This is a genomic window from Rhizobium sp. GW821-FHT14E12, assembly GCF_058803745.1.
The window spans coordinates 325,079-346,322 of record NZ_JBXAPH010000003.1; the positions used below are offsets into that span (position 1 = coordinate 325,079).

18 protein-coding genes are annotated in these 21,244 nt (G+C 60.2%); 7 read left to right on the plus strand and 11 right to left on the minus strand.

Translation table 11 applies throughout. The features are described from left to right. Positions 1–27: 27 nt before the first annotated feature. The gene (locus tag AC1RO0_RS14830; protein ID WP_498593651.1) at positions 28–972 is read right to left on the minus strand and encodes a LysR substrate-binding domain-containing protein; all 945 of its coding nucleotides are present in this window, start codon (positions 970–972) and stop codon (positions 28–30) included. A gap of 92 nt (positions 973–1,064) precedes the next feature. Between AC1RO0_RS14830 and AC1RO0_RS14835 the strand changes: the two genes are divergently transcribed. Then, positions 1,065–3,506: a GcvT family protein gene (locus AC1RO0_RS14835; protein ID WP_498593652.1), complete on the plus strand. Its 2,442-nt coding sequence runs from the start codon at positions 1,065–1,067 to the stop codon at positions 3,504–3,506. A gap of 37 nt (positions 3,507–3,543) precedes the next feature. Here the strand turns inward: AC1RO0_RS14835 and AC1RO0_RS14840 are convergent, their stop codons facing one another. The 4 genes from AC1RO0_RS14840 to AC1RO0_RS14855 form a co-directional block, all read right to left on the minus strand. Further along, positions 3,544–5,265 carry a dipeptide ABC transporter ATP-binding protein gene (locus AC1RO0_RS14840; protein WP_498593653.1) on the minus strand — a complete coding sequence of 574 codons (1,722 nt, stop codon included), beginning with the start codon at positions 5,263–5,265 and terminating at the stop codon, positions 3,544–3,546. A gap of 10 nt (positions 5,266–5,275) precedes the next feature. Then, entirely contained in the window at positions 5,276–6,205 is a 930-nt protein-coding gene (locus AC1RO0_RS14845) for an ABC transporter permease (RefSeq protein WP_498593654.1), read from the minus strand. After that, a complete protein-coding gene (locus tag AC1RO0_RS14850) occupies positions 6,202–7,191 on the minus strand; it encodes an ABC transporter permease (RefSeq protein WP_498593655.1) in 990 nt (329 codons plus the stop codon). The genes AC1RO0_RS14845 and AC1RO0_RS14850 overlap by 4 nt, the downstream gene beginning before the upstream one ends. A 108-nt stretch (positions 7,192–7,299) precedes the next feature. Beyond that, positions 7,300–8,928: an ABC transporter substrate-binding protein gene (locus tag AC1RO0_RS14855; protein ID WP_498593656.1), complete on the minus strand. Its 1,629-nt coding sequence runs from the start codon at positions 8,926–8,928 to the stop codon at positions 7,300–7,302. A gap of 189 nt (positions 8,929–9,117) precedes the next feature. On the opposite strand from AC1RO0_RS14855, the gene AC1RO0_RS14860 reads away from it, so the two are divergent. Genes AC1RO0_RS14860 through AC1RO0_RS14875 form a run of 4 tightly spaced genes read left to right on the plus strand, consistent with a single transcriptional unit; the run spans position 9,118 to position 13,566 of the window. Next, on the plus strand, positions 9,118–9,999 hold the full coding sequence (locus AC1RO0_RS14860) for a MurR/RpiR family transcriptional regulator (RefSeq protein ID WP_498593657.1): 882 nt from the start codon (positions 9,118–9,120) through the stop codon (positions 9,997–9,999). Then, a complete protein-coding gene (locus tag AC1RO0_RS14865; protein ID WP_498593658.1) occupies positions 9,983–10,813 on the plus strand; it encodes an N-formylglutamate amidohydrolase in 831 nt (276 codons plus the stop codon). Before AC1RO0_RS14860 ends, AC1RO0_RS14865 begins: the two co-directional genes overlap by 17 nt. Before the next feature lie 12 nt (positions 10,814–10,825). Next, on the plus strand, positions 10,826–12,106 hold the full coding sequence (locus AC1RO0_RS14870; RefSeq protein WP_498593659.1) for an NAD(P)/FAD-dependent oxidoreductase: 1,281 nt from the start codon (positions 10,826–10,828) through the stop codon (positions 12,104–12,106). 26 nt (positions 12,107–12,132) lie between these two features. After that, on the plus strand, positions 12,133–13,566 hold the full coding sequence (locus AC1RO0_RS14875; protein ID WP_498593660.1) for an aldehyde dehydrogenase family protein: 1,434 nt from the start codon (positions 12,133–12,135) through the stop codon (positions 13,564–13,566). Positions 13,567–13,601: 35 nt separating this feature from the next. Here the strand turns inward: AC1RO0_RS14875 and rutF are convergent, their stop codons facing one another. The 6 genes from rutF to AC1RO0_RS14905 form a co-directional block, all read right to left on the minus strand. Next, positions 13,602–14,123, minus strand: coding sequence for an NADH-dependent FMN reductase RutF (gene rutF, locus AC1RO0_RS14880; RefSeq protein WP_498593661.1), 522 nt, complete (start codon positions 14,121–14,123; stop codon positions 13,602–13,604). A 10-nt stretch (positions 14,124–14,133) separates the two neighbouring features. Next, positions 14,134–14,922, minus strand: a complete 789-nt coding sequence (gene rutD / locus AC1RO0_RS14885; protein ID WP_498593662.1) for a pyrimidine utilization protein D — start codon at positions 14,920–14,922, stop codon at positions 14,134–14,136. Positions 14,923–14,927: 5 nt separating this feature from the next. Continuing rightward, positions 14,928–15,317, minus strand: a complete 390-nt coding sequence (rutC, locus tag AC1RO0_RS14890; RefSeq protein WP_007688838.1) for a pyrimidine utilization protein C — start codon at positions 15,315–15,317, stop codon at positions 14,928–14,930. 24 nt (positions 15,318–15,341) lie between these two features. Further along, positions 15,342–16,082 carry a pyrimidine utilization protein B gene (rutB, locus tag AC1RO0_RS14895; RefSeq protein ID WP_498593663.1) on the minus strand — a complete coding sequence of 247 codons (741 nt, stop codon included), beginning with the start codon at positions 16,080–16,082 and terminating at the stop codon, positions 15,342–15,344. Next, on the minus strand, positions 16,079–17,170 hold the full coding sequence (gene rutA / locus AC1RO0_RS14900; protein ID WP_498593664.1) for a pyrimidine utilization protein A: 1,092 nt from the start codon (positions 17,168–17,170) through the stop codon (positions 16,079–16,081). Before rutA ends, rutB begins: the two co-directional genes overlap by 4 nt. Positions 17,171–17,489: 319 nt before the next feature. Next, on the minus strand, positions 17,490–19,313 hold the full coding sequence (locus AC1RO0_RS14905; protein WP_498593665.1) for an ABC transporter ATP-binding protein: 1,824 nt from the start codon (positions 19,311–19,313) through the stop codon (positions 17,490–17,492). 540 nt (positions 19,314–19,853) lie between these two features. On the opposite strand from AC1RO0_RS14905, the gene AC1RO0_RS14910 reads away from it, so the two are divergent. Next, positions 19,854–20,546, plus strand: coding sequence for a lysozyme inhibitor LprI family protein (locus AC1RO0_RS14910; protein WP_498593666.1), 693 nt, complete (start codon positions 19,854–19,856; stop codon positions 20,544–20,546). Positions 20,547–20,767: 221 nt separating this feature from the next. Next, complete coding sequence (locus AC1RO0_RS14915) at positions 20,768–21,244, plus strand: hypothetical protein (protein WP_498593667.1); 477 nt, start codon at positions 20,768–20,770, stop codon at positions 21,242–21,244.

Here is a 21,244-nt window from a genome sequence, read left to right on the forward strand (position 1 = left end):
CGTCGGATGTTTCCTCGCGCCCAATGCTCAGGGAGCGGCGATATCGGTCGTTTCGAAAATGGGCGCGTCGGCATCCTGCTCGAGTAGCCAATCCCGAAAGAGCATGGCGCCGTGTTTTGCCGGGCGCTGCGCTGGCATCACGAGGTATATGGACTGGCCGGAGCGATGGACCGCGTCCAGCGGATAGACTAACCGGCCGGCTTGGACATGATCATGGACAAGGTGTTTCCAGCCAAGCGCAATACCTTGCCCGAGAACGGCGGCCTCGATCGAGCTGAGCGCGTCCGTGAAGACGAAATCCTGGGCGAGACGGGCGACGGGGACGGAATGGTGGAGCAGCCAGTCACGCCAGCCGAGCCGAACGCGATGTCGCTCCTCGAAATGCAGAAGCCGATGCTTGAGCAGATCCGCCGGTTCTTTGATGGGGCCGTGCTCCCTGAGATAGTCGGCGTTGCAAACGGGAATGACCTCCTCCGTCACGAAATGCCACGCATGGATCCCCGGCCATTTGCCGACGCCGAGCCGCGCTGAAATATCGATGTCCTCTTCATTCAGATCCTGGTCGTCGCGGCTGCTTTCCTCGATACGCAGCGCGATATCGGGATGCTTGACCTTGAAATCCTTGAGACGCGGCAGAAGCCAAAGCTGCACGAAGGAGGTCGAGAATGACACTCGAACCGTGTCGTTCGAATGCTTCGTGCGCAGGGATGTCAGGACCATGTGCAGATGGTCGAAAGCCTGCTGCGTTTCCCTGTAGAGTCTTTGCCCCTCGGCAGTGAGCTCCAGCCGCGTGTGTTCGCGGCGAAACAGTTTTAGCCCCGTTGCCTCTTCCAGCAGCTTGATCGTCTTGCTGACGGCCGGTTGACTGACGTTCAGTTCCTCGGCAGCGGCAGTGAAACTCCGTCGCCGTGCTGCCGCCTCGAAGACGAAGAGATAATTTGCCGAGGGCACCAGTGATCGCAGTCTATGCATAAATTGAAGTTATGCCCCCCTGCATTTTTTTGCAACGTCACAAGTGTATTCGTGGTCAGTAGTCTCGCCCGAAATCAAATCGGGAACTCTCCATGCAAACTCATGCTCGCGCCGTCGTCATCGGTGGCGGTTGTGTCGGTGCCGCCATCCTTTATGGTCTTGCCAAACGTGGCTGGACGGATGTCGCACTTCTGGAACGCACGCAGCTGACCGCCGGCTCCACCTGGCATGCCGCCGGTCTCATTCCCTCCTATGCGCGCAGCATCAATATCGGCCGCATGATCGCGAAGACGATCGAAATATACGAGGGGCTGGAAGCGGAGACCGGCCAGCATGTCGGCTGGCACAAATGCGGGCAGCTGCGCATCGCCAACACGCATGACCGCCTGGACGAATACAAGAGCTATATGAGCGTTGCCGCCGTTCAGGGCATTCGCGCCGAACTGGTGACACCGCAGGAAGCCCGTCGACTCTGGCCGCTTCTGGAAAATAATCACGACATGCTGGCAGCACTCTATCACCCTGATGACGGGCATATCGCACCGGCCGACGTGACGCAGGCGATGGCAAAGGGCGCTCGTGATCGCGGTGCCAAGATCTATCTCAATACGGAGGTGCGCGGCTTCGAGCGCATGCCGAGCGGCGAGTGGAAGATCCTCACCAACAATGGCGAAATCATTTGCGAACACATCATCTCGGCGACCGGCAATTATGCGCGCCAGACGGGCGCCATGCTCGGCCTCGAAATTCCGGCAATCCCGATCGTCCATCAATACTGGATCACCGATGCGGTGCCGGAAGTGATGGAGCGCAAGCGCCAGGGACTGCCGGAAATGCCGATCCTGCGTGATGAGGCTTTCGAGGGTTATCTGCGCGAGGAGGGCGATGGCCTGATGTTCGGTCCCTATGAAAAGACGGAACACCTGAAGCTCTTTGCGGAAAACGGCGTTCCGGAATGGTTTGGCGCCGACCTGCTGGAAGAGGATTTCGATTCCGTGTCCTGGAACTGGGAACGCGCCATGGAGCTTGTTCCGGCGCTCGGCCGGGTGGGCATCAAGGCGAACGTGCGTGGCCCGTTCCAGATGACGGCGGACGAGCTGCCGCTGGTAGGTCCGGCCTGGGGGCTGGAGAATGTCTGGATCGCCGAAGGCGTGCCCGGCGGTATCCTCTGGGGTGGCGCCATTGGCTATTACCTGTCGGAACGCATCATAGAAGGCGCCAACAGCCTCGACACCTCCGAACTCGACCCGCGCCGCTTTGGCGATTATGCCAACAAGGAATGGACGCGGCAGAAGGTGCGGGAAAGCTGGGGCACACATGCCGAGCTGCATTATCCCGGCCAGGACATGCCGGCAGCCCGCCCGCAAAAGACAGCTCCCTCTTACGACATACTGACGAAGCGTGGTGCCGTCTGGGGCGTGCTGAACGGTTGGGAAATGCCGAACTGGTTCGCACCCGAGGGGGTCGAGGCCAGGGATCAGAACAGCTGGCGCTGGACGGACAAAGGCAGGTATGTTGGCGAGGAAGTCCATGCGGTGCGCAATGCCGTCGGCCTCGTCGAAATGACACCGATGACGAAATTCGAGATTTCTGGTCCGGGCGCCGAGGCCTGGCTCGACGGCATCCTCGCCAACCGCCTGCCGAAAGTCGGCCGAGTCAATCTCAGCCATCATCTGACCAGGAACGGCGGTGTCCAGGCGGAGTACATCGTTTCCCGTCTCGAGGACGGCATATTCTACCTGATTTCGACACCTCGCGCCGAGCGCTGGAATTTCGACGACCTGTCGAAGCTCTTGCCGAAGGACGGGACAGTGCAATTGCGGAACGCAACGAATGAGCGCGGTTGCTTTACGATCGTCGGACCCAAGGCGCGCGAGGTGTTGCAGGGCCTCACGGAAATGGATCTCTCCAACGAGGCATTTCCGTGGTTCGGGGTCAAATCGGGCACGGTCGGTCTTGCCACCGATGTCCGGCTGCTGCGCGTGAACTATGAAGGCGAACTCGGATGGGAGCTTTATCATCCGCTTTGCTATCAGCGTCATCTCCTCGAAGCATTGCTGGCGGCGGGCGCACCGCACGGCTTGCGCTTGATCGGCCTGCAGGCGCTGGAATCGCTCCGGCTGGAAAAATCCTATCGCGCCATGTATCGCGATATGAACCCGGAGTTGACGGCCTGGGAAAGTGGCCTTGACCGCTTCATTCGCCTCGACAAGGGCGAGTTCATCGGCAAGCAGGCCTTGATCCGGCAGAAAGAGCAGGGCGTCAAGCAACGGTCGGTCACCATCAGTATCGACACGGATGGAGCAAGCTCGCTCATCCATGAAGGCGTCTATCACAACGGCAAGCTCGCCGGCCGCATCACCTCCGGTGGCTATGCCTACACGCTCGGCTGCGATGTCGCTTTCGCGCTGCTGCCGGTCGAGCTTGGCAATCCCGGCACGGAGCTCGAGGTGCCGATCCTCGGAGAGATGCGCAAGGCGCGTGTGATCCCGGAATCACCTTATGATCCCGATGCCCTGCGCGGCCGCATGTGAGTGTCGGACAGCGAGACGTGTATGACGACGGCCGTTTTCACAGCCTGGGTATCAAGCGCAAGAGTTGCTGCGTGTAGGGGTGTTGCGGGTTCTGGAAGAGGTCGTTCGCCGAAGCCGTTTCGCACAGCTGCCCCTGATTCATGACGGCGATCCGGTCGCACATCTGGCGGACCACCGGCAGATCGTGGCTGATGAACAGGATCGTCAAACCCAGCGTCTCCTGAAGGTCTTTCAGGAGATTGAGGATCTGCGCCTGTATCGATACGTCGAGCGCCGAGGTGGGTTCGTCGCAAATCAGGAACCGTGGTCTCGTCGCCAATGCGCGGGCGATGGAGATGCGCTGGCGCTGGCCGCCGGAGAACTCGTGCGGAAACTTCCGGCCCGCCTCTTTGCCGAGGCCGACGAGATCGAGGAGGTCGGCGACCATGGCCTGGGTCTCGGCGCTTGTCGCGGCGAGGCGATGATGCCGGATCGGTTCGGCGACGATCGCGTCCACCCGCATGCTGGGATTGAGCGAGGAGTAGGGATCCTGGAAAATCATCTGGATCTGGCGATGAAAGGCCTGGCGCACGCTGCCCCCGCCGATGGCCGTGAGATCCTCGCCCTTGAAAGTCACTCTTCCGGAGGAGGGGCGGCAGAGCCCGGAGAGAACGCGCGCAACCGTCGATTTGCCGCTGCCGGACTCACCCACCAGCCCCAGAACCTCGCCTGTTCGGATATCGAGATTGAATTCCTTCACCGCGTCGAAAACGGTCCTGTCTCGCGCCAGAAGCGCGCGGCGGGTGACGAAGGTCACGCCCAGGTTCTCGATGGAGATCAATGGCCGGTCGTCCGCCTTTTCAACGGCGTCATCCGTTTTGCGGCCGAGCCAATGGGTGCTGACGTCGAAGCCGGCGGGCCGCGAAGCCTCGGTCTTTCCATAGCTGGCCTCAGGGAAGCGATGCAGCTTGATATCGGCACGCGGCACGGCGCCGATGAGGCTGCGGGTATAATCGTGGCGGGGCGCGTGGATGATCTGGTGCGTTTCGCCGGTCTCCACGATGTTGCCTCGATACATCACGGCGACGCGGTTCGTGGTCTCGGCGATGACGCCCATGTCGTGCGTCACGAGGATGACGCCGGCATTGCGCTCGCTGGCCAGTCGCTTGATCAGCTCAAGGATCTGCGCCTGTACTGACACGTCCAGGGCCGTCGTCGGTTCGTCCGCGATAATCAGATCCGGATCCGTGCAGAGAGCGAGCGCGATCACCACGCGCTGTCGCATGCCGCCTGAAAACTGATGCGGATATTGCCGCATCCGGGTCTCGGCGCCTGAAATGCCGACGGCAGTCAGAAGCTCGGCCGCCTTCGACTTGGCGACTTTGGCGCTCATCGGCGTGTGGGCGCGAATGGTTTCCACCAACTGCCGCCCGATCGTATAGAGCGGGTTCAGGCTGGTCATCGGATCCTGAAAGATCATCGAAATACGCCTGCCGCGGATCGCGCGCATGCGCCGTTGGTCAGATGGATCGAGCACCTCGCCGTCGAGTTTTATCGTTCCGGCCGTGATGCGGCCCGGCTGATCCAGCAGGCCCATGATCGCGCTGCCGATCGTGCTTTTTCCAGCGCCGGATTCCCCGACGAGGCCGAGGATCTCGCCACGGCAGACCACCAGATCTATGTTCTCGACCGCAACGAAAGTGCGGTTCCAGGCGGGATATTCGACCTTGATACCGGACAGGGAGAGCAGTGGAGGCTTGTCTGAGATTTCTGCGGTCATCTTGAAGCCTTCAACGCAGTTTCGGATCGAGCACGTCGCGCAGCCAATCGCCAAGCAGATTGACCGCCACGACCAGCAATGCCAGCGTGATGCCGGGGAAGAACACGAGCCAGCGTTCGCCGGAAAACAGGAAGTTGTTGCCAATGCGAATGAGGGTTCCGAGCGAAGGTTCCGTTATCGGCACACCGACACCCAGGAAACTCAGCGTCGCCTCGCCGAGAATGGCGGTGCCGAGATTGATCGTTGCGATGACCAGCACCGGTCCCAGCACATTCGGCATGACATGGCGCAGAATGATGACAGGGGACGAGCAGCCCATGACGCGCGCGGCCTGCACATATTCCCTGTTCTTCTCGACCATGGTGGAGGCGCGAACGGTTCTGGCGACCTGCGGCCAGATCGATAGAGCCAGCGACAGAACGATGACGAACAGGGCGAGTGCGTCATGCTGATCCTTGGGGAGGATGCCACGGCTGATGCCGTCGACGAGCAGGGCGACCATGATCGCCGGAAACGTCATCTGGATATCGACCAGGCGCATGACGACGGCGTCGCAGATGCCGCCGAAATAGCCGGCGGCCAGTCCGCCAGCCAATCCGATCAGCACCGCAAGGCTGACTGACACGAAGCCGACAATCATCGAGATCCGCGTCCCGTAGATGATTGCGGAGAGCAGGTCGCGCCCTTGGTCGTCGGTGCCGAGGATGAAGCTCCAGCTGCCATCGGTGGACCAAACCGGCGGAATGAGGGAATTCATGAGATCGATCGACAGCGGGTCGAAGGGATCATGCGGAGCAACGAGCGGGGCAAACAGAGCGCAGATGATCATGGTGCCGGCCACAATCGCTGCCGCGACGGTCACCGGCGAAGAGACGAATTTGTGCCATGCGGACGACTGTCGGAGCCCGCTTAGAAGTCCCGTCATGCGTCGAGCGATCATGGCGATGCTCTCCCGCTGGCACTGTCGACGCGCAGGCGGGGATCGACGGCGTAATAGAGAAGATCGACGGTGAGATTGATGACGATGAAGATCAGCGCCACCATGAGCAGATAGGTCGACATCACCGGGATGTCCGCCGTCGATATCGACTGTAGGAAGAGCAGGCCGATACCGGGCCATTGAAACACGCTCTCCGTGATGATGCCGAAGGCGATGATGGAACCCAGCTGCATGCCGGCGACGGTCATCACCGGCACGAGTGTATTCTTGAGCGCATGGCCGAAATTGATCGACCGCTCGCTCAGTCCCCGGGCGCGGGCGAACTTGATGAAATCCGCCCGCAGCACGTCGATCATTTCGGAGCGGACGAGCCGCATGATGAAGGTCAATTGAAAAAGAGCGAGCGTGAAGGCCGGCATCAGGATCGATTTCCATCCGGACAAGGTCAGCAACCCGGTTGTCCACCAGCCGAGGTGAACGGTGTCACCGCGCCCAAAGGTGGGGAGCCAGGCGAGTTCGACGCCGAAGAGAAGGATGAGCATGATGCCGATGAAAAAAGTCGGCAGCGAGATGCCTGCAAGCGAGACGATGAGAAAGACGCGGCTCAGCCAGCGTGCCGGATAGAGGGCCGTATAGATGCCCATCGGGATGCCTGCCACCGCGGCAAACAGGAAAGCCATCACGCTAAGCTCGAGGGTGGCGGGCAGCCGCTCGGCAAGGAGCGACCCCACCGGCTGGCCCATCTGATAGGATATGCCGAAATCACCCCGCAAGACCTGCAGGACGAAACGAGCAAACTGGACAGGCACCGGGTCGTTCAGACCCAACTGCTGACGCAGCGCCGCACGCTCGGCCAGCGTCGTCTCCTGCCCGACCATTTGCGCGACGGGATCGCCGATGTAGCGAAACATCAGGAAGGCGAGCATGGCGACCGCCAAAAGGACGATGGCGGATTGCAGGAGCCGGCGGAGAAAATAGTTCATCATCACAGCCTCGCTGTGTAGCGCTTCCTTGCCTGTGGTCCGGCGGAATGGGAAGCAAATCAGGCGGCGGCTTCCGCCCGAGATAAAAATCCGGGCGGAAGCTTTGAGGCATTATTTGGTGATCTTGACGTAACGCCAGTCAAAGACATCGTCGGCGCGCTGCTTGATCTCGATGCCGTCCCGCACACCCCAGGCGAGCCATTGCTGATGCAGCGGCAGATAGGCGATGTCGCCGGTCGTGATCGTCCAGACCTGTTTGATAAGGTCGTTACGCTTCGTCTGGTCCGTCTCTTTAAGAATCTGATCGGCGAGCTTGTCGACCTCGGGATTGCAATAGCCGCCATAGTTCGACTTGCCGTTCGTCACCTTGTCGCGTTCGCCCTCGGCCCAAACCTCGGAGGATGGAGATACGCGCGGGCACTGATGCAGCGAATTGATCGGCGCCCAGCTGTCGAAGCTCGGAGGTGTCGAGCCGATGAGGCCGAGGCTGAAGTCGAGCTTGGGCGCCAGAACTTTTTCGAAGAATTTCGTCTTGGTCTGCGCATTGACCTTCACCTTGACGCCGACCTTCGCGAACATGTTGCCGACAGCGACGCAGATCGCTTCGTCGTTCACGTAACGGTCGTTCGGGCAATCCAGTCCGATCTCGAAGCCATCAGGATAACCCGCCTCGGCGAGAAGCGCCTTCGCCTTCGCGGGATCGTAAGGGATGCGCTTGAAGCTGGGATCCGAACCGTTGATGCCGGGTGCAACCATCAGGGCCGTCGGGGTGGACATGCCGCGCATGACCTTGCTCTTCAATGCCTCGATGTCGATGGCGCGGTACAGCGCCTCGCGCACGCGATGATCCTTGAGTGGGTTCTTGCCCTTGATGTTGGAATAGAGAAGTTCGGGACGGAATTGGTCCATGAAGATATAGACCGTGCGCAGTTCCGGACCGGTGATCACCGTGGTGCCGGGATTGGCCTTGATGCGGTCGATATCCTGGAGCGGAACCGGCGTGATCATGTCCAGCTGGCCGGAAAGCAGCGCCGCGACGCGCGTCGCCGAATTCGGGATCGGGGTGAAGATAACATCCGTCACGTTATCCTGACGGGATGATGCTCCCCACCAGTCGGGATTGGCAACCAGCACCGTCTTGATGCCCGGTTCGCGCGAGGTGAGCTTGAATGCTCCGGTGCCATTCTCGTTCAGGGTTGCGAAGCTTTCCTCGCCGCCGGCCTTTTGCGGGCCGTGGTCATTGTGCTTCTCGGCCCATGCCTTCGACATCATGTACCAGTTGCCCCACTGGTAATAGATGATCGGGTTCGGCGCGTCGGTGACGAAATCGACGGTGTAGTCGTCCACCTTGATGACTTTGGTATCCGGCGAAAGGCGGTTCTTGAAATCCGAACCGGGGGCACGGAGGCGTTCGGCGGAGAACAGGACGTCATCGGCGGTAAACGGGCTGCCGTCGTGGAACTTCACGCCCTTGCGGAGATGGAACCGCCAATGGGTCGGCGAAAGCGTTTCCCAGCTTTCGGCCAGAGCGGGCTTGATCGACAGGTCGGCCGCGCGCCGCACCAGACCTTCGTAGACATTGCCGAGAAAGCCCGAGCTGAAGGTCTCGTCGATGACGTAGGGATCGAAGGAAGTGACGTCCCCCTGCGCGCCGAAACGCAATGTCGCGGAATGCGCGGGCAAGACTGAACTGGCAAGCAGCCCGGCCGCCAATATGGCGTAAATTCTGAATTTCTGCATTTCGCATTCCCCTTTTTGCGGAGATATCTGCACCATGGCGGACGGGTCCGCGCTGATGGATATTTTCCTATATTTTGCGATTATAGTAAGAGAGTTTGCATCATCGTCAACGGATTTCTGTAGCAAATAATATCAAAATTGATTGACGATGCGAAAATCTATCATATTCTAAAAGAAAATGAGGCGAGCGTGACAATCAAGGATATTCTCAGCGGTAACGAAGTGAAGCTGACGTCGGCTGAGAAAAAAGCCGTCAGGGCGTTGCTCGGCAATTATCCGGCTGCCGGTCTGGGTACGGTTGCCGGATTTGCATCGCGCGCCGGCGTCAGCGTTCCGACAATCCTTCGTCTCGTCACCAAGCTGGGGTACGGCGGTTATGCGGCGTTCCAGAAAGACCTGATCGAGGACGTCAGTGAACAGCTGAATTCACCGCTATCCATGCTCGACACCCGTACCGCCGCCGCAGGCTCCGACGATATCTATGTCAGCATCATGCACAATCTGGCGGACGCGCTGCGCCAGACCGCGGCGGCGTATCGCAAGCAGGATTTCGATGCGCTCCTTGATCTCCTCAGCGACGAGCGGCTCGCCGTTTATTGTATCGGCGGACGCTTCAGTTCGGTTCTCGCGCAGAGGCTCTGGATGCATCTCAGCCAGCTTCGCCCCGGTGTCTCCTTCATCGAGACGCTTTCCGCGCGGCTTTTCGATCGTGTCATCGATTTCAACAGCCAGACGACGCTGATCGTTTTCGACTATCGCCGCTATCAGAGCGATGTCGTCGAGTTTGCCCGGCTTGCCAAGGAAGCGCGGGCGCGCATCGTCCTGTTCACCGATCGCTGGATGTCTCCCATCAGCAATTTTGCCGACCATGTGCTGGTCTCGCCGGTCGAGACGCTGTCGGCCTATGATTCCAAGGTCGTGGCCTTCGCGCAATGCGAAGCGATCATCGCCTCCCTTGTGAAGCGCAGCCCCGACAAGATCCGCGAGCGGCTTGCGACGATCGAAGCCCTGCGCCGCAAGGGCGAAATGCAAATACACCAGACAGAAGTAAACGATGACAAGAAAACCTGACGATGCGGCGCCAACAGAGTGCAGCTTTGAAGTGCTTAATCCCGGCGGTTCGTTTCCGGGCCTTATCGTCTGCGATCATGCAAGCAGCGAAGTGCCCGCAACGTACCGGAATCTCGGTTTGAGCGAGGCGGATCTCAACAAGCATGTCGGGATCGATATCGGCATTGCCGACGTCGTCCGGACGCTTTGCCAGAGGCTGGATGCGACCGCTGTCCTGACCCGCTATTCACGACTACTGCTTGACTGCAATCGCTGGATCGAGGATCCGAGGCTCATCCTTGCGGAGAGTGACGGGATCGTCGTTCCGGGAAACTCCGCTGTCACCGAGGCGGAGAAGGCGCAGCGCGTTGAAACCTATTTCTGGCCCTATCATGCGGCGGTGAGCGAAGCGCTGACGAACCTCGTCGCCCGCGAACGGCATCCTTTCATCGTCTCCCTGCACAGCTGTACGCGCAGGCTGGGACAAGAGCTTCGCCCCTGGGATGCAGGCACCATATGGCACGAGAGCAATGTCCTGTCCGATGCGCTGATCGCAGCCCTTGCGCAACGCGGCGACCTGAAGCTCGGCGACAACCAGCCCTATTCCGGGATCGGCGGCACCTTCACCATCGACTATCACAGCTGGAGCACCGGCATTCCCGCCTGTGGGCTCGAAGTCACCAACGATCTTCTAGCAACCCTGGAAGGCCGGTCGGAGTGGAGCGATCGTCTGACGGACGCTCTGGGCGACCTCGCCTCCGCGCGCGCCGGCATATGGAACAAGCACAATGGTATCGAGCGGACTTCCTCGCCGCTCCGCCTTTCCGCAAAGTGACGAAAGCACGCTATGACCAAGATCGGAAGCCTGTACGAAGACACGGCGCCGCCGCCGCCTGCAACGGAACGTCTGCAGGGTGACCATGACGCCGATTTCGTCGTGATCGGTGCCGGTTACACTGGTCTGAGTGCCGCCATCCATGCTGCCAAGCGCGGTGTCCGGACGATCGTGGTCGAGGCGAATGGTGTAGGTCACGGTGGTTCCGGCCGCAATCACGGCCACTGCGTCCCGGTTCTCGGCTTCATCAATCCCGAGAAAGCGGTTGCGACATTGGGCAAGGAGCGCGGAGACCGCTTCACGCGGATCGTGGCCGATTCCGCCGCGAAGGTTTTTTCGCTGGTGCGCGAATACGGCATCGACTGCGAGGCGGAACAGACGGGCGCGTTGCAGCTTGCGCATAGTCCCGAGGCAACCTCTATCTCAGCCCGCCAGCATGCCTTCTACAAGCGCCTGGGAAAGAATCCGGTTCTGCTCGACCGCGCCCAGGCGGTGGCGATGACCGGTTCCGAGAGCTTTCACGGCGGCTGGATGCATCCGGATGGCGGGCATCTCAATCCGCTCGCCTTCGTCCGTGGCCTTGCCGCTGCGGCGATAGGTGAGGGTGCGGAGATCTATACGCACTCGCCGGTAACATCGATCGAGCGCAGTGGTGACGTGTGGGTGGTGAACTGCCCAGCAGGCAGGGTGCGGGCAAAGCGCGTCGGCATCGCCACCAACGCCTATACGGAGGGGCTGTTTGCGCCACTCGGGCGGTCCTTCTTCCTGATGTCGTCCTACGCGATCGCCAGCGAGCCGATTGATCCCGAACTCAGAAAAACGATCCTTCCGGGTAACCAGAGCGTCGGCGATGCGCGCCCCGACGTGCGCTATTTCCGCTTCGACAGGCAAAATCGTCTTGTTCTTGGCGGGCTCGTGGAGCCGGTATTGGGAACCAATTTCGAAAAGACGACGGCCTTCATGGCAAAACGGATGAAAAATCTGTTTCCGCAACTCCATGAGTTGAAGTGGCGCCACCACTGGTCGGGCAAGATTGCGATCAACCTGGATCGCACACCGCATCTCTACAATCCAGCCGAGGGTCTTTTCGCGCTCGTCGGCTATTCCGGACGCGGCGTGCCGACGGCAACCGCGCTCGGTGAAGTGCTGGGCGAAGCGGGCTGCGGAATGGCGGCGCGGGATCTGCCCATGGAGATTTCGGAGCTGAAAAGCCTTCCGACCGCTCCTCTTTTGTCGACTCTCGTACCGCTGTTGCGCGGGCCTATCAATCGTCTCCGCTCCCGCTGGCAGTGAGCGGCGGAAATCGAGGTATCATTCCCATGCAGAAGACCGACTTCTATATCGACGGCGCCTGGGTTCAGCCCGCACGGCCCCACCTCTACGATATCGTCTCGCCGTCGGACGGAACGATTTCCGCGACCATTTCGCTCGGAAGCGCCGATGATGTCGACAGGGCGGTCGCGGCCGCGCGTCGTGCCTTCGAAGGCTGGAGCCTGACGGATTTCAAACGGCGGGTAGGGCTGCTCGAACGGCTGCAACAGATCTATGCGGCGCGTTCCGAGGAGATGGCACAGGCAATCTCGCTCGAAATGGGTGCGCCGATCACCTTTGCGCGCCAGTCGCAAGCCGATGCCGGCCGTAGCCAGATCGGCAATTTTCTTGCTGCGGCGAAGGAGTATCAGTTCGAGCATGCCATGCGCACCGACGGTTCCGGCGATCAGATCTTGCACGAGCCGACCGGCGTCTGCGGGCTGATCACGCCATGGAACTGGCCGATCAACCAGATCACGCTGAAGGTCGTGCCGGCCTTGCTAGCGGGATGCACCGTCGTCCTCAAGCCCTCCGAAATCGCCCCGCTTTCCGCCATGCTGTTTGCGGAGATGATCGATGAGGCGGGCTATCCCGCCGGCGTGTTCAATCTCGTGAATGGCGACGGCGCCACCGTCGGGGAGGCGATCTCGGGTCATCCCGGCATCGACATGGTCAGCTTCACCGGCTCGACGCGTGCCGGCGTCGCCGTCATGAAGCGGGCGGCCGAGACGGTCAAGCGCGTGACGCTGGAGCTCGGCGGCAAGTCGCCGAACGTCGTCTTTGCCGATGTTGATATCGAGGAAACGATCACGCGCGGTGCGAGAGCCTGCTTCTCGAACGCCGGCCAATCCTGCAACGCGCCGACGAGAATGCTTGTCGAGCGGCCGATCTACGAAAAGGCGGTGGCGATTGCCGTGCAAGTGGCCAATGATCTTGCCGTCGGAGCGCCAGGCGCTGAAGGGCCGCATATTGGGCCGGTCATCTCGATGAAGCAGTTCGACAAGATCCAGACGCTGATCCAGGCAGGCATTGCCGAGGGCGCGCGGCTTGCGGCCGGTGGTCCCGGTCGACCGGAGGGGCTTGCTGTTGGCGCTTATGTCCGCCCGACGGTCTTTGCCGACGTCGACAATGGCATGACGATCGCCCGCGAAGAAATATTCGGCCCCGTGCTGTGCATCATACCCTTCGACAGTGAGGCGGAAGCCATCCGCATCGCGAACGACACGCCTTACGGCCTCAACGCGCAGGTTCAGTCGAAGGATCTCGCGCGGGCACGCCGGGTGGCTCGCGCGATCAGGTCTGGAATGGTGCAGATCAACGGCGCATCCAGAGCCTCCGGCAGTCCTTTCGGCGGGGTCAAACAATCCGGCAACGGCCGGGAAGGCGGCATCTGGGGCATCGAGGAATATCTGGAGACGAAGTCTGTCAGCGGCTGGGGCTGACGGAAATCAGCACGTCTTGGTGACGTCACTTGGGTCTAGATGGAGTGATACCGCCGGTCGAAATAGATGAGGGCCTGTCCACCCTCGTTCTCGCGGATGGCGACGACGTCGCAGATCAGGATGTCATGGGTGCCGCCGTCCGAGATGGTTTTGACCCTGCAGTCGAACGAGATCAACGCGTCGTCGAGCACTGGCGCCCCAGTTTCAAGGAGGGACCAACTGGCACCCTCGAAACGCTCGTGCACAGGCGTTTTGCCGCCAAAAAGCCGACTAAGGTCCTCATGGCCACGCTCCAGCGTATTGACGCAAAGTACCCGGTTGGCGTTGACGGCCGGATAGGCGGAGGAGCCGCGATTGAGGCAGACCAGCAAGGTCGGCGGGCTATCGGTCACGCTGCACACTGCTGTTGCCGCAAAACCCGCAAGCCCGCCCGGGCCGTCGGTGGTCACGATGTTGACGGCGGCTCCGAGCCGCGCCATGGCGTTGCGGTATTCCTGCTTCCTCTCGTCGAGGGAGAGGCTAGCTGGCGCGGCGTCCGTCAGGGATGAGGCTTGCATGTCAGGCTCCTTATCGGACTTCCGATCTCGCGCGCAGAAAGCGCAGCACTTTATTGTTGAATTCCTCGGGCTCGACGACGTTCACCGCATGGGCGCCAAAGTCGGAAAGGGCAAGCTCGGCTGCTGGCAAGCCCTCGGCAAGCCGGACAGAGCGTGTGTAGGGCACGAGGAGATCGTCGCGCGTGCCGACGACCAGCGTCGGGACGCGGATCTCGGAGAGCCTGTCGTCGATATCGAACGCCCGCAACGCGGCGATCCGTTTGAGAACATTCGCCTTGCCCTGGAAATGCGCGACGCCATGGCGCTCGTCAGCCGCCATGCGCTCGGCATTTTCCGACATCCAGACCGCCGGATAGAGAAACAAGGGCTGCGCCTTGACGAAGGCTTCGACGCCCGATCGCTCCAAGAGCTCGATGCGGATATCGAAGCAGCGGCCGGAATGCGGATCGGCCTTGCTCCATGCGTTGATGAGGATCAGTTTCTCGATGAGCTCGGGACGCCGCAGCGCGATGTCGAGACCGATCAGGCCGCCGAGTGCGTGACCCATGAAGTCGAAGCGATCGAGCTGCAGCCGGGCTGCGATCTCCAGCACATCGTCCGCCATGGCCGAGATACCACCCGTATCCGGGACATCGTCGCCGGTGCGCCCCGTGCCGCGATGATCGTAAGTGACGATCCGGAAATCGGTCGCGAGCGCCTCGATCTGAGGCGCCCAATAGCTTCCTGATCCACCGAGCCCGGAGGACAGGATGATCGTCTTCGCATCGGGGCGGTCGAGCCCATGAACCTCGAAATGCATGCCGTCTACTTCTTTCCGATATGTGCGACGGTTGCGATCTCGACCAGCGCGTCCGGCTTCACGAGCCCGCACAGGATGCAGTAGCGCGCCGGCTTGTCACCCGGGAAATATTCGGCATAGACAGCGTTGACGGCCTGGTAGTTGGCCCAGTCAGTGACGAAGATATGGTTCATGGTCACGTCTTCCATCGTGCCCCCGGCCGTCTCGATCACCGATTTGATGGTTTCGAGCACATGGCGCGTCTGGGCGCCGGCATCGCCGACATGCACGACATCGTTGTTCTTGTCGAAGGGCAGGGTGCCGGAGACATAGACGATGCCATCGGCAAGTGTGCCGGGCGAAAATGGTGCGATTGGCTTATGGGTCCCTGCGGGCACGATGATGGACTTGGGCATGAGGGTCTCCTTTTGATGATTGGATCAGGCTTCGTTGGGAGCGGCTTGCGAGACGGTGGCGCAGAAGTCGTTGACCGTTGCGACCCAGCCGAAGAATTTCTCGACGTTGTAGACGGTCGCCTGCTGGATGAAATCGGGGCCGAGATGATGGGTGGCATCCTCCAGCATCACGCCGAAATATTCGAGATGGAAGGCGTCGCGAAGCGAGCTCTCCACGCAAACATTGGTGGCGATGCCGACGAAGACGAGGTTGCGGATGCCGCGCGCGCGCAGCACGCTGTCCATATTGGTGTTGAAGAAACCGCTATAGCGGGTCTTCGGCACCAGGATGTCGCCGGGTTGGGGCTGCAATTCGTCGACGATCGCGTAGTCCCAGGTTCCCTTGGCGAGAAGCTGGCCCTGCAGCTCCGGTCTCTGGCGCATGGTCTTCAAGGCGTTGGATTTGTGGTAGTTCGGCGAGCCGGGGCCGCCAGCCTCCACATACTCTTTGTCCCAGCCGTTCTGGAAATAGATGACCTGGACACCGGCGGCGCGTGCTGCGTCCAGTGTCTTCTTGATATTGGCGATCGTGCCCTTGGCGCCCGCGATATCGAAGCCGGCGAGATCGACATAGCCGCCTTCGGTCGAATAGGCGTTCTGCATGTCGACGACAACGACTGCTGTTTCGCTAGGTTTCAGCGTAATCGGTTCGGGTCGGGCGGGGAGGGTGACGCTCTGCGAGCGTTCCTGAGGAGCCTGATATCCGGCGGCGGTAACGGCGCTCATTCGGCGGCCTCCAGCAAGGGCTTTATGTGTTGACGGCATTTCATCAGCGGCTGGATCTTCGTGCCGAAATCTTCGACACCTTTCACGAAGTCGTCGAAGGTCAGCAAGACACCGCCTGTTCCGGGAACGGTCGGGACTTCATCGAGCAGCTTGGCGACGGTTTCGTAGGAGCCAACCAGTGTTCCCATGTTGATGTTGACGGCCGAGACGGGGTCGGCCATCTGGCGGATATTGGTGTCCGAGCCGGACTTGGAATCGGCGGCTCCCTGTACCCCAAGCCAGGCAATCGCTTCCTGATCGGCACCGTCCTTGTAGCTCTCCCATTTGGCACGAGCGGCCTCATCGGTCTCGTCGGCGATCACCATGAAGAGAACGAAGGACGAGACGTCGCGGCCGGTCTTGGCGGTTGCCACCTGAAGGCGCTCGGCTGCAGGCGCAAACGCCTTCGGCGTATTGACGCCGACACCGAAGCAGAAATTGTAATCGGCATACTGAGCCGAGAACTCCATGCCGGCTGTCGAGGAGCCTGCGCAGATCACCTTCATGTCGGCCTGGGGGCGTGGCGACAGACGGCAATCGTCCATCTGGAAGAACTCGCCCTTGAGATCGCTCTTTCCGGTTTCCCAGAGATCGCGCAGCACGGTGGCATATTCGCCGAGATAGTCGTAGCGCTTGGCGAAATACTCGTCGCCGGGCCACATGCCCATTTGGGAATATTCCGGGCGCTGCCAGCCGGTGACGAGGTTGAGACCGAAGCGGCCATTCGAAATGCTGTCGATCGTCGAGGCCATGCGGGCGACGATAGCTGGCGGCATCACCAGAGTGGCGGCGGTCGCAAACAGCTTGATGCGAGTGGTGACGGCAGCGAGGCCCGACATCAGCGTGAAGGATTCGAGATTGTGATCCCAGAACTCCGTCTTGCCGCCGAAGCCGCGCAGCTTGATCATCGAGAGCACGAAGTCGAGACCATACTTCTCCGCCTTTAGCGTGATCTCCTTGTTCAACTCGAAGCTGGGTTTGTACTGCGGCGCGTTTTCCGACAGCAGCCAACCATTATTCCCGATCGGGATGAAGACACCGATTTCCATATTTGCTCTCCTCTTGAGGTCGCGAGCGGCCAAAGCCTGGTTCGGTGTCTTGAAAGCAGTTTGCGTGCCAGATCGAAAAGATTAATAAAATCAATGATTCTCTGTTTTGATCGTCGCAAATTATTTATCGTTTGGTCAAAAATTTATCGGACGGTAAATTTTTGACCAAACACCGGGCGTTGCCGCCCAAAATTGCGGCAGCGCCTGATGTTTGCTGGCGAAACAAGCCAAGCGGCGGATCCATCTATCGCCAGCGCGATGCGGTTGCCTCGCCTGATGAGGCGAGCCGATTCCGCGGGGTAGGCCTGCCTGTAGATTGTTATTCGCCGATCAGCCCTTCGCTCGCGATGCCCTTCGTCAGCTCCAGCGCCTGGCGCTCGAACAGTCCGCGATAGATCCCGCTCTTGCGCCGAATGAGGCTGGCATGGGTGCCTTCTTCGGCAATATGTCCGTGTTCGAAGACCAGCAGTCGATCGAGCGCGCGCACAGTCGACAGTCTGTGAGCGACGACGAGTGTCGTGCGTCCTTCCATCAGCCTCTCCATCGCCTGCTGGATCAGCATCTCCGATTCCGAATCGAGGCTCGAGGTTGCCTCGTCGAGGATCAGGATCGGCGCATCGGCAAGGAAAGCGCGGGCGATGGCGATGCGTTGCCGTTCGCCGCCGGAAAGCTTGATGCCGCGTTCACCGACAAGCGTCGCGTAACCTTTCGGCAGGGCTTCGATAAAATCGTGGGCGCTGGCAAGCTGCGCAGCCCTCCTGATCTCCGCTTGCGTGGCCGTTGGCCTGGCATAGGCGATATTTTCCGCCAGCGAGCGGTGAAACAGGATGGGTTCCTGCTGCACGATGGCGATCTGGCGGCGAAGAGAGGTCTGCGCCACCTTGGAAATATCCTGCCCGTCGATCGAGACCGTGCCGTGGTTGATGTCATGCAGCCGCTGGATCAGCTTGATGAAGGTCGTCTTTCCGGAGCCGGAATGGCCGACGAGTCCGACCCGCTCGCCCGGTTTGATGGTGACCGAGAAGTCCTTGTAGAGCGGGGCACGGTGGTTGCCATAATGGAAGGTGACATGATCGAACGTGATCATGCCGGCCTTCACATGCAGAGCCGGCGCGCCGGGAACGTCCTCCACGCCCAAGGGCTGCGCATGGATGGTGACAAGCTCCTCCATGTCGTTCACCGAGCGCTGCAGGTTGCGGATATGCATGCCGATTTCACGCAGATATCCCTGAAGGATGAAAAAGGCAGTCAGGACGAAGGTGATGTCGCCTGCATTGGCCTTGCCGTTGGCCCACAGCCAAAGGGCAAGGCCCAGCACGCAGCCGCGCAACAGGCTAAGCAGCGCATTCTGCGAGGTGCCGTTCAGGGTGCCCCGCGTCCAGGTGCGAGCGGTGCGATCTCGCCACTTGCGCATGACCGTGGCGAGACGCTTGTCTTCCCGGTCCTCGGCGCCAAAGGCCTTGACCACGGCGTTGCAGGTCACGGCATCGGCGAGCGCGCCGCCAAGGCGTGTATCCCAGCTATTGGCCATGCTGGCCATCGGCGCGACATAGCGCAGAGCCATCGTCGCCGTGAAAGCGATAAAGAGTACGGATCCGGCGCCAACCAGCAATCCCATCATCGGCCAGTACCACGTCATCAGAATGGTCGAGCCGATGAGCATCACCAGTGATGGGAACAGCGCGACGAAGACGGTGTCGTTGAGCAGGTCGAGCGCCCACATGCCGCGCGTCACCTTGCGAACGGTGGAGCCGGCAAAGCTGTTGGCGTGCCAATCGCTCGAAAAACGCTGGATATGGAAAAAGGAATTCGCCGCGATCTCCGACATCGACTTCAGCGTGAAGCCGATAATGGCGGTGAACGTGGCATGCCGCAGAATGACGGCGCCGACTGACAGTGCCATCAGCCAGCAAAAGGCGTTGACGGCGTTGTTCCACGTTGCGGCGTCGCCGGCATGGCCGGACACCACGGCATCGACCAGCCGGCCGGAGAACAAGGGCGTAAGCACATCCGCAAACGTCGACAGCATCGCTGTGAACAGCATGAAGGAGGCGCGGCCCGGCTGTTGCTTCCAGTGAGCCCAGCAAAAACGGAAAACGCTGCGAAAAGCACCGCCGCGGCGGGATTTGAAACCAAGAGCCATTGATGTATCCGGCTTTCGCCGGCTCCGTCATAGGGAAAAGAATCTCCGCGCAAAACCGCGCGAAATGGTTTGGTGGGGAACGATCGACGGGAGGGTTAGCACCAGTCCATCAGGTTCTGTCGCGTTGGAAAACGCTGACGGCTTCAGGCGATAGTCGCGGAAGCCACTGGGGAGTTGGAAAAATTAGCCATCGAAAACTCCCTAGAACCGTGTTGATGATGATTAATCCTAGATCGGTTGGGCGCGCAGGCCAAGTCAAACCCGGCGAAATTTTCAGCTAAGCCTTGAGATGCGGCATACTTGCAACAGTAGTCAGGTCATAAGCTTCCTCGGGGAAAGGAATTTGCGGGCCGGGCCAGCAACTTCAAGTAGGGCACCTGTACTAGTGGCTCTAACGCTCGGGGCACTATATTTTTCTAGGAAGATGGGAGGCGGCGCTATTGGATACGGACTTGTCCCGCAGATCAGGACGACATCAATTCTCCCTTTTGGCCGCTTTCAAATCATCGCGCAAACGTTGAAGTCAGGAATTGCATGATCGTGCGTTATTTTCTCAAAGTCGGGCTTGTTGCGGCCGTTTTGCCGGTAGCGCCAGCCTTTGCGGCGAAGCCGTCCTTTGACTGCGCCGGAGCCAAGTCGCTCGCCGAGAGAGCGATCTGCGCCGATGAGGCGCTGGCGCGGGATGATATGAAAATCGCCGAACTTTATCGTTCCATCGGCAAGACGCTGGATCAAACAGCCGAGGAAGCCTTTGCGAATGACCAGAAATATTTCATCCAGGTGCGCGACGCATGGGCTGAAAGCGAGACTGAGACGAACAAAAGAGTAAAACGGCTGCATGCCCTATTTACCGACCGCATCCGCTTCCTCGGCGCCATCGATACGGCTTCCAGTGATGGCATGACGGGTGCCTGGTACAACACCAAGGGAATTGTCAGGGTGGAACGCAGCCCCGATGGAACCTTGAAAGCAACAGTCAAGACGGCCGACCCGGTCAGGGCGAACTGGGTATGTCTGGCGGAGGGCAATGGTAAGCCGATCGGCAATGTCCTCGATTTCAAGGTCGAGAATAGCGAAAAGAGCGAGGCGATCACGCTGACCAAGGTCGGCCCGTTGTTAGGGGTGGATGCGACCGGCAATAGGGGACAAATCCAGCAGGGCGGCAGCTATTGTGGCTTAAACGGCTCTGTCACGGGCTGGTACTTCAAGGTTCGCGATGGCGCACTTCCTTGATCATACTAAAATCGGTGCATGAGACGAAGGAACCGTGGGGCGGTTATCCGGTAAGTGCTGTTTTGCCTGGTTTGTAACTGGCGTTCGCCATGCCCGGTCTCGACCAGCGGCACGGGGTCTCTTCCATCAATCCATTCTCATACAATCGGCTCCTCCTTTGCCCGGAACGTGTCGAACCGGGATGCGCTTCTCCCAACTTCTGTTCATGAAAGAGCTTCTTCATGCGTTTGATATACTTGCTATCCTCTGTCCTCTGCGTGCTTCCGTTGACATGTCAGGCTCAGGAGACGTTCCTGTCGCTCGACCTTCCGAAAGGTAGGGTTTCGATAGAAATAAACGGCGTCGAGGGCAATGCGAACGGTCATGGCCTGATCGTTCAAGCCGGCGGGAACAAGGAGGTTCTGCTTGACAGCGACTCGTTGCCCGATGTGGTCGCGAAACATGCCGACAGCGCGTTGCTGCGGGTCTTTACGGGCGGAAATGCTTGCCCGGCGATGTATACCTGGCTGACCTACGACGACAAAGGCCTGCGCGCCACGGACCAGTTCGGCACCTGCGCCGAGGATGGCGATTTGATCCAGCGCAAAGGATATCCGTCGTTTATCCTCGAAGGCATAGGCGATAGCACCGATAGGGTGCAATTCGATTTCGATGGCAAGAAAGTCAGCGAAAAGAAACTTGCTCCTGCAAAGCTGTGA